The sequence below is a fragment of the Roseateles sp. P1_C1_2 genome (genome assembly GCF_056406535.1).
This window is the reverse complement of the sequence record NZ_JBFUAB010000028.1, coordinates 1-13,686: the sequence shown is the minus strand read 5'-3', so window position 1 is coordinate 13,686 and position 13,686 is coordinate 1. Positions and strand designations below refer to the sequence as shown.

The window sequence follows — 13,686 nt, the reverse complement described above, 5'->3', positions numbered from 1 at the left end:
GTAGCCCTAACCTGCGTAGCGCTTGGCGCGCAGGTTCTTCTTGATCTCCTGCAGCATGGGCCGCAGGTGCTGGCCCAGCTTCAGCGCCACGCCCGTGGTCAGGATGTCCACCGCGATCAGGTGCAGCAGCCGCGACACCATCGGGCTGTAGCGGTCAAAGTCCTCCGGGTGGTCCACCGCCAGCAGGATCTGGCTGGGGCCCAGCGCGATCTGCGCGAGCGGCGAGGCACTGGCCGTGATGATGATGATGGTCGCGCCCTTCTTGCGCGCGATCTCCGCGGCGTCCAACAGGTCGCGGCTGCGGCCCGAGTTGCTGATGATGACGGCGCAATCGCCCGGCGTCAGCATGGTGGCGCTCATCAGCTGCACATGGCCGTCGCTGGTTGCCACCGTGTTCACGCCGAGGCGGAAGAACTTGTGCTGGGCATCCTGGGCCACGATGCCGGAGTTGCCGACGCCGTAGAACTCGATGCGCTTGTTGTGGCGGGCCGAATCGGCCAGCGCGTCGATGGCGCGCTCGAAGGCGTGGCTGGCGGCGTCGTTGCGGTAGTGCAGCAGGGCGGCAACAGCGTTGTCGACCACCTTGACGATGATGTCGCCCGTCTTGTCGTCCTCGTCCACCGCGCGGTGCACGAAGGGCACGCCCTCGTTGACGCTGCCGGCCAGCTTCAGCTTGAAGTCGGCCAGCCCGTCATAGCCGACGCTGCGGCAGAAGCGCACCACCGTCGGCTTGGACACATGCGAGCGATCGGCCAGCTCGCTGACGGGCAGGCTGGCGAAGCTGCGCGCATCGGCCAGCAACAGCTTGGCGACCCGCTGTTCGGCCGGGGGGAGGGCGGGCAGGGCCGCCTTGACGCGTTCGAGGATGCTCATACCAGACCTTCCGACGGGCCGCCCCTAGGGAGGTCTGCGCCCCCCCGGGGGGCAGCAAACGAAGTTTGCGTGGGGGCCATCATGATTCTTCCGCCCAGCTGAAACCATCACGCGCCACCAAGGCGCTTGCAGCCGCCGGGCCCCAGGAGCCGGCGGAATAGGGACGCGGGCCGCTCGCATCGGCCGCCCACGCATCGAGGATGGGTTCGACCCAGCGCCAGGCCTGTTCCTGCTCGTCGCTGCGCACGAAGAGATTCAGGCGACCGGCGATGGCGTCCAGCAACAGGCGCTCGTAGGCGCCGACACGCTGGGTCGCAAAAGCCTTGTCGAAGTCCAGGTCCAGCGACACCGGCGTCAGCTGTTCGCCGGCGCCTGCGCCCTTCTGGGCCAGCAGTTGCAGCTCCAGGCCGTCCTCGGGCTGCAGCTTGATGACGAGGCGGTTGGGCTGGCTGCCACCAGCGAAGATCTTGTGCGGCACCGGGCGGAAGTTGACGACGATCTGTGCGTCGCGCTCGGCCAGGCGCTTGCCGGTGCGCAGGTAGAAGGGCACGCCGGCCCAGCGCCAGTTGTTGATCTCGGTGCGCAGGGCCACGAAGGTTTCGCAGGGGCTTTCCGGCGGTACCTTGACCTCTTCCAGGTAGCCCGGCACGGCCTGGCCTTCGATGTTGCCGGCGCGGTACTGGCCGCGCACGACGTCGCGGGCCACGCTCTCGGTCGTGAAGGGCTTGAGCGAGCGCAGCACCTTGAGCTTCTCGTCGCGGATGGCGTCGGCGTCGTTGCTGCTCGGCGGCTCCATCGCGATCATCGTCAGCAGCTGCAGCGCATGGTTCTGGATCATGTCGCGCAGCGCGCCGGTGCCGTCGTAGAAGGCCCCCCGCGTGCCCACGCCCAGGCGCTCGGCCAGCGTGATCTGGATGTTGGCGATGCTCTCGCGGCGCCACAGCGGCTCGAACAGCGCATTGCCGAAGCGCAGCGCCATCAGGTTCTGCACCGAGGGCTTGCCGAGGTAGTGGTCGATGCGGAAGGCCTGGCTTTCGGCGAACACGCTGCGCACCGCTCGATTGATCTCCTGGGCGCTGGCCAGGTCGTGGCCCAGCGGCTTCTCGAGCACGACGCGGACCTTGGCGTGGTTCAGCCCCACGGCGCCGAGCTGCTGGCAGATGCCGGTGAACAGATGCGGGCTGGTGGCGAGGTAGAGCACGACGGTGTCGGCATTGCGCGCATCCAGCCAGTCCTTGAGCCCCTGGTAGTGCTCGGGCTGGGACAGGTCCATGCGGCGGTAGTGGATCAGCGCGGCGAAGCGCTCGAATTCCTCGTCGCTCGGCCGCTTGGCGCCGTCCACTTCGCGGAAGCGCTCCTTCAGCCATTCGCGGTAGCGTTCGTCGGTCTGGTCGTCACGCGCGACGGCGAGAATACGACCGCCTTCGGGCAGCTTGCCGTGCCGGAAGGCCTGGAACAGCGCGGGCATCAGCTTGCGCCAAGTCAGGTCGCCGGTGCCGCCAAAGAACACGAGATCGAAAGACATTTGCGGGGTCTCCAGGCCAGCATCTCCCATGAGAGGCTAACCGTTGTGTAACTAAGTTTCGTGAAATACTATGCAGCAGTTTCTTCGCCGGGTCAATCCGGCCGGGGCCTGTTCAGATGACGGGGATCGGATGCGTTGCCACTCAAAAGCCTGCGAGCAAGGCGCGAAACGAAGCTGGGGTGCCGCCCCAGCGAGGTTTCGCAACGCCGCACGCAGGCTTTTGAGTGCCAACCCTTCGGGAGAGGGTTGGCGCGGGCGCACGACGTCGTTGCGCGCCTTGCCCGGGCAACCAGCCCGGGCTTCAGCGCGGCGCCTAGCCCTGCACCCGCGCTAACCCTCTCGCACCGAACCCCGTCATCTGAACAGACCCTCGTCATGAACCAGCTCGACCAGCTCAAATCCTTCACCACCGTGGTGGCCGATACCGGCAACTTCCTGCAGCTCGCGCAGTTCGCGCCGCGGGATGCGACGACCAATCCTTCGTTGATCCTGAAGGCGGTGCAGTCGCCAGATTACGCGCCGCTGCTGAAGGAAACCGTCGAAGCCCATCGTGGCAAGGCGCTCGACGAGATCGTCGACCGGGTGTTGGTGCGCTTCGGCCTGGAGATCCTCAAGGTCGTGCCGGGCCGCGTGTCGACCGAGGTCGATGCGCGCCTGAGCTTCGACAAGGCCGCCAGCCTGGCGCGTGCCCGCCGCATCATTGGCTTGTACGAAGCCGCCGGCATTGGCCGCGAGCGCGTGCTGATCAAGCTGGCGTCCACGTGGGAAGGCATCGAGGCCGCTGCCGAGCTGGAGCGCGAAGGCATCCGCTGCAATCTGACGCTGCTGTTCGCCTTCGCCCAGGCCGTGGCCTGCGGTGAAGCCAAGGTGCAGCTGATCTCGCCCTTCGTGGGCCGCATCTACGACTGGTACAAGAAGTCGGCCGGGGCTGCGTGGGACGAAGCTGCAATGGCCGGCGTCAACGACCCGGGCGTGAAGTCGGTGAGCCAGATCTACGCCTACTTCAAGCAGCATGGCATCAAGACCGAGGTCATGGGCGCGAGCTTCCGCAACATCGGCCAGATCCAGGCGCTGGCCGGCTGCGACCTGCTGACCATCAGCCCCGATCTGCTGGCCCAGTTGCAGGCGACGGATGCCCAGCTCGAGCGCGCCCTCGACCCGGCCAAGACGGCTGCGACGCCGGCCATCCATCTCGACGAGGCCGCCTTCCGCTTCGCGCTCAACGAGGACGCGATGGCGACCGAGAAGCTGGCCGAGGGCATCCGCCTGTTCGCCGTCGACGCCGGCAAGCTCGACAAGCTCATCGAGGCCGCCTGATCATGAAGCGCTGCGACCTGTCTGCCGTCTGGGCCGAACTTCAAGCCCACCATGCCGCGACGGGTCGCGGCTTCGACATCCGTGAAGCTTTCAAGGCTGACGCGGGTCGCTTCGGCGCGCTGTCCTTCGAAGCGCCCGAGGTCTTCGCCGATCTGTCCAAGAACCGCATCGACACGCCCACGTTGGCCCTGTTGCTGAAGCTGGCCCGCGATTGCGGCCTCGAGGCGCGCCGCGATGCCTTGCTGCGCGGCGATCCGGTCAACCACACCGAAGGCCGCGCGGTGCTGCACACGGCGCTGCGCGCGCCGGCCGGCAGCGACGCGCCTTTCAACGCCGAGGTGCAGGCCTCGCTTGACGCGATGCTGGCTTTTGCCGAGAGCGTGCGGGCTGGTGAGCGCGGTGAGATCACCGACGTCGTGCACATCGGCATCGGCGGCAGCGACCTGGGTCCGGCCATGGTCGTGCAGGCGCTGCAGGCCTTCGGCCGGCGCGACCTGAAACTGCATTTCGTGTCCAACGTCGACGGCCATGATCTGGCGCCCGTGCTGGCGGGGCTGGATGCGAAGCACACGCTGTTCGTCATCGCGTCCAAGACCTTCACGACGCAGGAGACGCTGGCCAACGCCCAGGCCGCCAAGGCCTGGTTCCTGGCCGCGGGCGGCAGGGACATCGCCCGCCACTTCGTCGCGACCAGCAGCAATACGGCCGCCGCCGCGGCCTTCGGCATCGACACGGCCTTCGGTTTCTGGGACTGGGTCGGCGGCCGCTACTCGCTGTGGTCGGTCATCGGCCTGCCTATCGCCATTGCCGTCGGCGCCGACAACTTCCGCGCGCTGCTGGCCGGCGCGCATGCGATGGACGAGCACTTCGCGTCCACGCCGCTCGAACAGAACCTGCCCGTGCTGCTGGGTCTCGTCGACATCTGGTACCGCAATTTCCACGGCTTCACGAGCCGCAGCGTCGCGCCCTACCACCAGGGCCTGCGCCGTCTGCCGGCCTATCTGCAGCAGCTGGAGATGGAGAGCAACGGCAAGGGCGTGGACCTGGACGGCAACGCGCTGGCTATCGGCACCTCGCCGGTCATCTGGGGCGAGGCCGGCACCAATGGCCAGCATGCCTACTTCCAGATGCTGCACCAGGGCACCGACGTCATCCCGGTCGAATTCATCGCCGTGAAGCGTCCCAACCACGGCGTGAGCGGTGAGCTGGCCGAGAAGCTGGCCGACCAGCATCGCAAGCTGCTGGCCAACTGTCTGGCGCAGAGCCAGGCCTTGATGCAGGGCAAGACGGCCGCCGAGGCGCTGACCGAGAAGGCGCCGACCGCCTCCGCCACGCTGGACCGCGAGGTGCTGTCCCGCCACCGCAGCTTCCCCGGCAACCGCCCGAGCACGACCCTCGTGCTGGACGCGTTGACGCCGCGTTCGCTCGGTGCGCTCATCGCTCTCTACGAACACCGTGTCTTCGTGACCGGCGCGTTGTGGGGCATCAACAGCTTCGACCAATGGGGCGTCGAGCTGGGCAAGGCGCTGTGCAACCAATTGCTGCCGCGCCTCGAGTCCGGCGACACGGCGGGCCTGGACGGCTCGACGGCCGGTCTGCTGAAGCGCTTGGTGGCCGCATGAAGATCGTCTTCGATTTCGGCGGCGTGGTGTTCCGCTGGCACCCGGCAAGCTTCCTCGCGCGCCTCTGGCCGCACCGCATCGAGACGCTGGAGCAGGGCGCCGCTGCCGCGGCAACCTTCTTCCAGAACTATGGTGGTGACTGGGGCCTGTTCGACCAGGGCCTGATCGGTGCGGCCGAGGTCGTGCGCCGCATCTCGGCCCGCACCGGCTGGCCGCGCGGCGAGGTCGAGGCCGTGGTGCGTGCCGTGCCGGATGAGTTGATGGCCATCCCGGCCACCGTCGTGCTGATCCGCGACCTGCGTGCGGCGGGGCACACGCTGCACTTCCTGTCCAACATGCCCGAGCCCTATGCGGACCATCTCAGCAGGACCTTTCCGCTAAACGAATGGTTCGAGTCGGGTCTGTTCTCGGGCCGCGCCAAGCAGATCAAGCCTGGCGCGGAGATCTTCGCCATGGCCGAGCGTCATTTCAATGCGCCGCCCCAGGAGCTGCTGTTCCTGGACGACCATCCGGCCAATGTCGATGCGGCCCTGGCGCGCGACTGGCAGGCCTTTTTGTTCACCGATGCCGCGAGTGCGCGGCGTGAGCTGGTGTCGCGGCGCTTGCTGAACGCTTAGTGCACCAGCGGCTCGCCGTCCGGCCCGTATTCATCGGGGTTTTGAGGCGGCGTGGCCGGCACGCGGAAGGACTCGCTGGCCCAGGCGCCGAGGTCGATCTGACGGCAGCGCTCGCTGCAGAAAGGCCGCCACTTGTTGCTGGGCGCGAACACGCTGTCGCCGCCGCATTGGGGGCAGCGCACGATGCGCTCGCCTTGTGCATTCGTCTTCATGGGCTCTTTACTGGCAAAGGGCGAGCTCGAAGCCGCTGTCTTCCTGGGCCAGCTTGAGCCGGCCTTCCTCGTCCTGGCGCATCAGGCGGATGGAGATCATCAGCCGGTGGCCGGAGATCTCGGGGATCAGCCCGAGGCTGGGGTCGATGCGCATGCGCAGCAGCTGGTAGACGCGACCGGCCGGCAGGCTCTGCTGGAACTGGCCCGCGGTGGCCGCCACCTTGTGCGGCGCGCCGGAGTCGCGCAGCAGGCCGAGCAGCACCTGCAGGGCCTCGGCCAGCGGCATCAGCGTCTGGGCCCAGGTCATCAGATCCTTGCGGCGGCGCACCGGCAGCAGTTGCTGCCAGTTGTAGTAGGCCGGCAGGTCGAACTCGCAGGTGCCGCCGGGGATGCTGATGCGGCTGCGGATGCTCATCAGCCACTCGTTGCCCGTCAGCGTCGCGCCGGCCTTGCCGGACAGCGCGTTCAGGCGCTGGAAGGCGCCATCGATGCGGGCGACGACTTCGTCCAGGCGGGCCTCATCGAGGCCGGGGCTGCCGCGGTAGCCCACGAATTGCGCTTTGTGCTTCTCGAGCTCCTTGAGCAGGTCGCTCTTGAGGTCGGCGCGGGAGGCGACGTCCATGATCTCGAACAGCGTGACCAGGGCGAAATGATGGTCCAGCGCGGACTCGCGCGACATCAGCGTACCGAGGCGGTCGAACAGATGCTCGAGGCGAAGCATCGTGCGGATGCTTTCGTTGAACGGGTACTCGTACAGGACCAATGGGGCCTCGGGATGGACTGCGGTCAGGGCCGGGCGATTGTTCCACAGCCCCAGCGCTCGGCCAGGTCGAGAACTTCGTTTCTGAGCGCAACAAGCGGCATCCCATCGTTCAGCAGCACGGCGTCGGCCGCGGCGCGGCGCGCCTCCCGCGTCGTCTGCGCGGCGATGGCGCCCGCGATGCGCTCACGCGTCCAGCCCGGGCGCTGTTGCACGCGCTCGAACTGGGTCTGTGCCGAGCAATCGACGACGAGCACGCGGGCCAGGCGAGGCCGCCAGCGCGTGGATTCGACGAGCAGGGGCACGTCGAAGACGAGCAGGGGTGCCGTGGCGGCATCCGCCTGGGCCAGCGCTTCAGCGGTGATCAGCGGATGCAGGATGGACTCGAGCCGACGTTTGGCGGCCGCGTCCGAGAAGGCGAGGGCGCGCATGCGGTCGCGGTCAAGGGCGCCGTCGGCGCCGACGAAATCAGCGCCGAACTGCTGGGCGACAGCGGCCATGGCGGCGCCGCCAGGAGCGGTCAGCGCGCGGGAGATGGCGTCGGTGTCGATGATGGCGGCCCCGGCTTCGCGCAGAAAACCGGCAACAGTGCTCTTGCCGCTGCCGATACCGCCGGTCAGGCCGACCCTCATCAAGGCGTCAGGTCCAGCCGAGCCAGCCCAGCACGGTCGGCTGACCGGCAAACAGCACGACGAGGCCACCGCCTGCCAGGAAGGGGCCGAAGGGCACATAGCGGCCCTCGCGCAGGCCGGCATTCATCTTCATGATGATGCCGATGACGGCGCCTATGGCCGACGCGCCCAGCACGATGGGCAGGATCATCTGCCAGCCCAGCCAGGCGCCCAGGGCGGCCAGCAGCTTGAAGTCGCCGTAGCCCATGCCCTCTTTCTTGGTGAGGAGCTTGAACACCCAGTAGACCGACCACAGCGACAGATAGCCAGCCAGCGTGCCGATCAGGGCCTTGTCCAGCGGGATGGTCCAGCCCATCAGCGCGGCGATCAGGCCGGCCCAGAGCAGGGGCTGGTTGATCGCATCGGGCAGCAGCGTGGTGTCCCAGTCGATCATCGCCAGCGCGATCAGAGCGGCGACGAAGCCGCACCACAGCAGCGTCGTCGGCTGGGCGCCGAAGCGCCATGACAGCGCGGCGAAGGCAATGCCGGTGACGGCCTCGACGATGGGATAGCGCTTGGAGATCGGCGCCTTGCAGGACGCGCACTTGCCACCCAGGCGCAGCCAGCCGACGACGGGCAGGTTCTCATGCCAGCGCAGTTGGTGGCCGCAGTGGGGGCAGCGCGAACGCGGCGCGGCGATGCTGAAGGGCGGCAGGGCCTCGATCTTGGTGCCATAGGCGTCGACGGCCTTGGCCAGCTTTTCCGCCTCGGGCAGGGGCACGCCGGCGACGCGCGCCATCGCCGGCGCGTCGGTCAGCTGCGCGGCCGACTCATGCAGCCACTGGCGCTCCAGGATCAGCGGCAGGCGGTGGATGACGACATTCAGGAAACTGCCGATGCACAGGCCGAAGAGGCCAAGGGCCCAGGGTGACAGCAGCTGGCTGTAGTCAACCACCATTCTCAAACCACCTGGCCGAGCTTGAAGATCGGCAGGTACATCGACACGACGATGCCACCGATCAGGCCGCCCAGGATGACGATGATGAAGGGCTCCATCAGGCTGGACAGGGCCTTGACCGCCTCATCGACCTCGTCCTCGTAGAACTCGGCGGCCTTGGCCAGCATGTGGTCCAGCGAGCCGGATTCCTCGCCGATGGACGACATCTGCAGCACCATGGTCGGGAAGATGCCCGTCGTCTGCATCGACGTGGTCAGCGCGGCGCCGGTGGAGACGTCACGCTGGATCTGCTCGGTGGCTTCCGCGAACACCGCGTTGCCCGACGCGCCGCCCACGGAGTCCAGAGCCTCGACGAGCGGGACGCCGGCCGCGAACATCGTCGACAGCGTGCGGGTCCAGCGCGCGATGGCCGATTTGTACATGAGGTCGCCGAAGACGGGCACCTTCAGCAACAGGCGGTCCATGCGCTTTTGCATCGGCACCGAGCGTTTCCAGGTCTGCAGGAAGAAATAGATGCCGCCACCGATGCTGCCGAAGATGGCCCACCAGTAGGAGACGAAGAATTTCGACAGCGCGATGATGAACAGCGTGGGTGCAGGCAGGTCGGCGCCGAAGGACTTGAATACGTCCTCGAAGGCCGGCACGACGAAGATCATGATGACGGCGACGACGATGAAGGCCACGACCATGACGGCGATGGGGTAGGTCAGCGCCGACTTGATCTTGTTCTTGATGGCGACGGTCTTTTCCTGATAGACGGCCAGCCGGTCCAGCAGCGCTTCCAGAATACCGCCCGACTCACCCGCCTCGACGAGGTTGCAGTACAGCGCGTCGAAATACATCGGGTGCTTGCGGAAGGCCGACGACAGGCTGGTGCCGGTCTCGACGTCCTGGCGGATGTCGTTCAGCAACCGCGTGAGGCGCGGGTTGGTCGCGCCACGAGCCACGATGTCGAAGGACTGCAGCAGCGGCACGCCGGCGCGCATCATCGTCGCCAATTGACGCGTGAAGATGGCGATGTCCTTCTGCTTGATCGCGCTGCCGCCGCTGGCGCGGCGCTTCTTGACCTTGTTGACCAGGATGCCCTGGCGGCGCAGGGTGGCGCTGACCATGGCTTCGCCGCCGGCACGCAGTTCACCTCTGACGATCTTGCCGTTGCGGTCCTTGCCTTCCCACTCGAAGACGAAGTCCTTGACGCCCTTTGCTGCAGCGGTGGCAGTAGCCATGCGCTCTCCTCGAGACTGATTATTCGTTGGTGGCGGCCAGCACTTCTTCCAGCGTCGTAACGCCGAGGCGTACCTTCACCAAGCCGGATTGGCGCAGATCGCGCACGCCTTCCTTCTTGGCCTGATCGGCGATGTCCATCGCCGTTCCCTCAGCCAGGATGATGCGTTGAATGTCTTCCGTGATCGGCATGACTTGGTAAAGACCGACACGGCCGCGGTAACCATTTGTGCAGTTGCTGCAGCCGACGGCACGGTAGGTCTTCCAGCTGCCGTCGAAGTCGTCCTCGACGAAGCCGGCCTTGATCAGGGCCTCACGCGGATAGTCGGCCTGCTGCTTGCAGTTCTCGCACAGCCGGCGCACCAGGCGCTGGGCCGTGATGAGCAGCACGCTGGACGCGATGTTGAACGGCGCCACGCCCATGTTGAGCAGGCGGGTCAGCGTCTTGGGTGCGTCGTTGGTGTGCAGCGTCGACATGACCATATGGCCGGTCTGCGCGGCCTTGATCGCGATGTCGGCCGTCTCCAGGTCGCGGATTTCGCCGACCATGATGATGTCCGGATCCTGGCGCAGGAAGGACTTCAGCGCGGCCGCGAAGTTCAGGCCGGCCTTGTCGTTGACGTTGACCTGATTGATGCCGGGCAGGTTGATTTCGGCCGGGTCTTCCACGGTCGCGATGTTGACGCCGGGCTGGTTCAGGATGTTCAGGCAGGTGTAGAGCGACACCGTCTTGCCGGAACCCGTCGGCCCGGTCACCAGCACCATGCCGTAAGGGCGGTAGATGCAGGCGAGCAGGCGATCCTTCTCGATCTTCTCGTAGCCCAGCGCCTCGATGCCCAGCTTGGCCGAGGAGGAGTCCAGGATACGGATGACGATCTTTTCGCCGAAGAGGGTGGGCAGGGTGCTGACGCGGAAGTCGATGGACTTGCTGCCGAACTTCAGCTTCATGCGCCCGTCCTGGGGCACGCGCTTCTCGGAGATGTCCAGGCGCGAAATCACCTTGATGCGCGAGGCCAGCTTGTCCTTGATCGCGATGGGCGGCTGCGTGATTTCGCGCAGCTCGCCGTCAACGCGGAAGCGCACGCGGTAATGGAATTCGTAGGGCTCGAAATGCAAGTCCGAGGCGCGCAGATTGATCGCGTCGACCAGCATCTTCTGCAGGAAGCGCACGACCGGTGCGTCCTCGACGTCTGCCAGCTCCGCCGACTCCTGCTGCGGCGTCGCATCTTCCTCGGCGATGTCGAAGTCGAAGTCGCCGCCGGCGATGCTCTCCAGCGACTCGGTGGCACTCGCGCTGGTGCTGGACAGCATCTTCGCCAGCTTGTCGTGCTCGACGATGACCCATTCCGGCTGCAACTGGGTCGCGAACTTGATGCGTTCGATGACTTCCAGGTCGGTGGGGTCGGCGCCGCCGACGAAGAGACGATTGCCGCGCCGGGACAGGGCGACAACCTGGTACTGCAGGGCCAGCTTGGCGTCGATGACGTTCTGCGGCATGCGCTGCGGGTCCATCGCGGACAGATCCAGCAGCGGCAAGGCCAGTGCGCTGGACAGCGTGTGCGCGAGATCGACGGGCGAGACCTGGCCGCTCGCGATCACCGCGTTGACAAAGCTGGTCTTCTTTTCTCTCGCCTGTTTGACGAGATCTTCGGCCGCCTTGGCTGGGAGCTTGCCCGCATGCACCAGCATGCGCGCAACCCCCGACAGGGAGGACTGGAGCGGCTCGGCGAGCGTGGTTTCCACAGGCAGTTGCGTCGACGACGGAAAGAGCGAAGTCTGCTGATTGTGCCAGCCGCAAGCCGCACTCGCGGCAAACGATTTCCAGGGATAACGTCAGGATTTCAGGTCACTCTTGCGGCGCCTGTGTCGGTTTTCACGACCCTCGTCCCGAGGGGCAATGATGGAAGATCTGGTCGGGGTGAGAGGATTCGAACCTCCGGCCTCTACGTCCCGAACGTAGCGCTCTACCAGGCTAAGCTACACCCCGATGTCTTCCGCTGAGCTCCTCTTTTTCAGGAGTGACGCTCAACCGACTGAATTGCGAATTCTAGCAGAGATTCGGTCCACTTGTTTGGAGGCAGATGGCTGAGGCAGTCGGCCGCGTGCCGCGCTTCGGTGCGGGCGGCCTCCCGCGTCGACTGCAGCGCGCCGGTCGAGCGCACGATGGCGACGATGTCCTGCAGCTTTTCCTGTTCGCCTTCCTCGATCGCGTGGCGCAGCAGGGCGCGCTGATCGGGCGTTGCGCGCTCCATCGCGATCAACAGCGGCAGCGTCGTCTTGCCCTCGCGCAGGTCGTCGCCGATGTTCTTGCCGAGTTCCAGGGCATCGCCCTCGTAGTCCAGTACGTCGTCGATGAGCTGGAAGGCTGTTCCCAAGGCCCGTCCGTAGGCAGCGCAGGCTTCTTCGACCTCGGGCGACGCATTGGCGAGCACCGCGCCCAGGCGGGCGCTGGCCTCGAAGAGCTTGGCGGTCTTGAACCGGATCACGCGCAGATAGCTTTCCACGGTGATGTCGGGGTCGTGCATGTTCATCAACTGCAGGACCTCGCCCTCGGCGATGACGTTGGTGGCTTCGGCCAGCACTTCCAGCACGCGCATGCGGTCGACCGACACCATCATCTGGAAGGCGCGCGAGTAAAGGAAGTCGCCGACCAGCACGCTCGCCGCGTTGCCGAACAGGGCGTTGGCCGTCGGCTTGCCGCGGCGCAGCGAAGACTCGTCGACGACGTCGTCGTGCAGCAGGGTCGCCGTGTGGATGAACTCGACGACGGCGGCCAGTTCGAAGCGCGCGGGCTTGTCGAAGCCGAGGGCATTCGCAAACAGCAGCACGAGCTTGGGGCGCATGCGCTTGCCGCCGGCATGCACGATGTAGTGGGCGATCTGGTCGATCAGCGCCACATCGGAAGAGAGGCGCTGGGCGATGACAGCGTCGACCTGGGCCATTTCGGCGGCCAGCAGGGCGAGTACCTCGGCAACTTGGGACGGGGGCGAGGCAGACTCGACGCTCACTCTGGACTCTCAGTCAAGGAATCCGGCGATTATAGAAACGCTGTCTGCCCCCTCACGGGCTTGGCGTTGTGGGCAGTTGTCACGGGGCTTGCACGCGCCCTGGCGGCGGCGCAATTGCCTTCCGGTTGAGGCTCAGGGTATACTCGTGGGCTCTTTGCGGCTCGTGCGCCTTTGGTGTGTGATCTGCCGAGAGATCAAAACCGACAAAAAGGCCCGACGAGGGCGGCGGTGCTCAGCGTGATGCTGGCACCTGAGCCGCTGGAGCCGGGTGAATGTACCCCCGAGGTACGGAAGGATGAATATGTACGCGGTCATCAAAACCGGCGGCAAGCAATACAAGGTTGCTGCTGGTGAAAAGATCAAGGTCGAGTTGCTCGACGCGGAAGTCGGCGCCGAGGTCACCATCGACCAGGTGCTGGCAGTTGGCAGCGGTGACGGCCTGACGGTCGGCGCTCCGCTGGTCGCCGGCGCTACCGTCAGCGCCAAGGTCGTCAGCCACGGCAAGCACGACAAGGTTCGCATCTTCAAGATGCGCCGTCGCAAGCACTACAAGAAGAGCCAGGGCCATCGCCAGAACTACACCGAGCTGGAAATCAGCGCGGTCAACGGCTGATCCCTCTTCTTTCGCTAATTTCTAGGAGCTAAACATGGCACAGAAAAAGGGCGGCGGTTCTACACGGAACGGCCGCGACTCCAAGCCCAAGATGCTGGGCGTCAAGGCTTACGGCGGTGAACTGATCTCCGCTGGTTCGATCATCGTTCGCCAGCGCGGCACCAAGTTCCACCCCGGTGTGAACGTCGGCATCGGCAAGGACCACACGCTGTTCGCGCTGGTCGATGGCCACGTCAGCTTCACCGTCAAGGGCGCCAACAGCCGCTCGACGGTCGTCGTGACGCCGCTGGCCGCCTAAGGTCGGCAGTTCGGGYGACAACATCGCCCGATATCCGAAGCCCCGGCT

Annotated in this window: 14 protein-coding genes and 1 tRNA gene; 5 read left to right on the top strand and 10 right to left on the bottom strand. The window is 66.2% G+C overall.

Annotated features, from left to right (window positions below):
* Positions 1–6: 6 nt before the first annotated feature.
* Together AC1D2H_RS24780 and zwf are read right to left on the bottom strand one after the other, a co-directional pair.
* Positions 7–867: a MurR/RpiR family transcriptional regulator gene (locus AC1D2H_RS24780; RefSeq protein WP_477930598.1), complete on the bottom strand. Its 861-nt coding sequence runs from the start codon at positions 865–867 to the stop codon at positions 7–9.
* An 85-nt stretch (positions 868–952) separates the two neighbouring features.
* On the bottom strand, positions 953–2,398 hold the full coding sequence (gene zwf / locus AC1D2H_RS24775; RefSeq protein ID WP_477930443.1) for a glucose-6-phosphate dehydrogenase: 1,446 nt from the start codon (positions 2,396–2,398) through the stop codon (positions 953–955).
* Between the two features lie 375 nt (positions 2,399–2,773).
* Between zwf and tal the strand changes: the two genes are divergently transcribed.
* Genes tal through AC1D2H_RS24760 form a run of 3 tightly spaced genes read left to right on the top strand, consistent with a single transcriptional unit; the run spans position 2,774 to position 5,954 of the window.
* Positions 2,774–3,715: a transaldolase gene (gene tal, locus AC1D2H_RS24770; RefSeq protein WP_477930441.1), complete on the top strand. Its 942-nt coding sequence runs from the start codon at positions 2,774–2,776 to the stop codon at positions 3,713–3,715.
* 2 nt (positions 3,716–3,717) lie between these two features.
* Positions 3,718–5,337, top strand: coding sequence for a glucose-6-phosphate isomerase (pgi, locus tag AC1D2H_RS24765; protein ID WP_477930439.1), 1,620 nt, complete (start codon positions 3,718–3,720; stop codon positions 5,335–5,337).
* The gene (locus tag AC1D2H_RS24760; RefSeq protein WP_477930437.1) at positions 5,334–5,954 is read left to right on the top strand and encodes an HAD family hydrolase; all 621 of its coding nucleotides are present in this window, start codon (positions 5,334–5,336) and stop codon (positions 5,952–5,954) included. The genes pgi and AC1D2H_RS24760 overlap by 4 nt, the downstream gene beginning before the upstream one ends.
* Here the strand turns inward: AC1D2H_RS24760 and AC1D2H_RS24755 are convergent.
* From AC1D2H_RS24755 to ispB, 8 genes are all read right to left on the bottom strand, one after another.
* On the bottom strand, positions 5,951–6,166 hold the full coding sequence (locus AC1D2H_RS24755) for a DNA gyrase inhibitor YacG (protein ID WP_348014033.1): 216 nt from the start codon (positions 6,164–6,166) through the stop codon (positions 5,951–5,953). The genes AC1D2H_RS24760 and AC1D2H_RS24755 overlap by 4 nt on opposite strands.
* 7 nt (positions 6,167–6,173) lie before the next feature.
* Positions 6,174–6,929 (bottom strand): cell division protein ZapD, encoded by a 756-nt coding sequence (gene zapD / locus AC1D2H_RS24750; protein WP_477930435.1) that lies wholly within the window; start codon positions 6,927–6,929, stop codon positions 6,174–6,176.
* A 23-nt stretch (positions 6,930–6,952) separates the two neighbouring features.
* Positions 6,953–7,558, bottom strand: coding sequence for a dephospho-CoA kinase (coaE, locus tag AC1D2H_RS24745; protein ID WP_477930433.1), 606 nt, complete (start codon positions 7,556–7,558; stop codon positions 6,953–6,955).
* Between the two features lie 7 nt (positions 7,559–7,565).
* Positions 7,566–8,495, bottom strand: a complete 930-nt coding sequence (locus AC1D2H_RS24740) for a prepilin peptidase (protein ID WP_477930431.1) — start codon at positions 8,493–8,495, stop codon at positions 7,566–7,568.
* Between the two features lie 2 nt (positions 8,496–8,497).
* Positions 8,498–9,721: a type II secretion system F family protein gene (locus AC1D2H_RS24735; protein WP_477930429.1), complete on the bottom strand. Its 1,224-nt coding sequence runs from the start codon at positions 9,719–9,721 to the stop codon at positions 8,498–8,500.
* 19 nt (positions 9,722–9,740) lie between these two features.
* Positions 9,741–11,408 carry a type IV-A pilus assembly ATPase PilB gene (gene pilB, locus AC1D2H_RS24730; protein WP_477930596.1) on the bottom strand — a complete coding sequence of 556 codons (1,668 nt, stop codon included), beginning with the start codon at positions 11,406–11,408 and terminating at the stop codon, positions 9,741–9,743.
* 221 nt (positions 11,409–11,629) lie between these two features.
* Positions 11,630–11,706, bottom strand: a tRNA-Pro gene (locus AC1D2H_RS24725).
* A gap of 25 nt (positions 11,707–11,731) precedes the next feature.
* Entirely contained in the window at positions 11,732–12,727 is a 996-nt protein-coding gene (ispB, locus tag AC1D2H_RS24720) for an octaprenyl diphosphate synthase (RefSeq protein ID WP_477930427.1), read from the bottom strand.
* Between the two features lie 301 nt (positions 12,728–13,028).
* Between ispB and rplU the strand changes: the two genes are divergently transcribed.
* Positions 13,029–13,340, top strand: a complete 312-nt coding sequence (gene rplU / locus AC1D2H_RS24715; protein ID WP_476789767.1) for a 50S ribosomal protein L21 — start codon at positions 13,029–13,031, stop codon at positions 13,338–13,340.
* A gap of 34 nt (positions 13,341–13,374) precedes the next feature.
* Positions 13,375–13,638: a 50S ribosomal protein L27 gene (rpmA, locus tag AC1D2H_RS24710; RefSeq protein WP_477930425.1), complete on the top strand. Its 264-nt coding sequence runs from the start codon at positions 13,375–13,377 to the stop codon at positions 13,636–13,638.
* Positions 13,639–13,686: the final 48 nt, after the last annotated feature.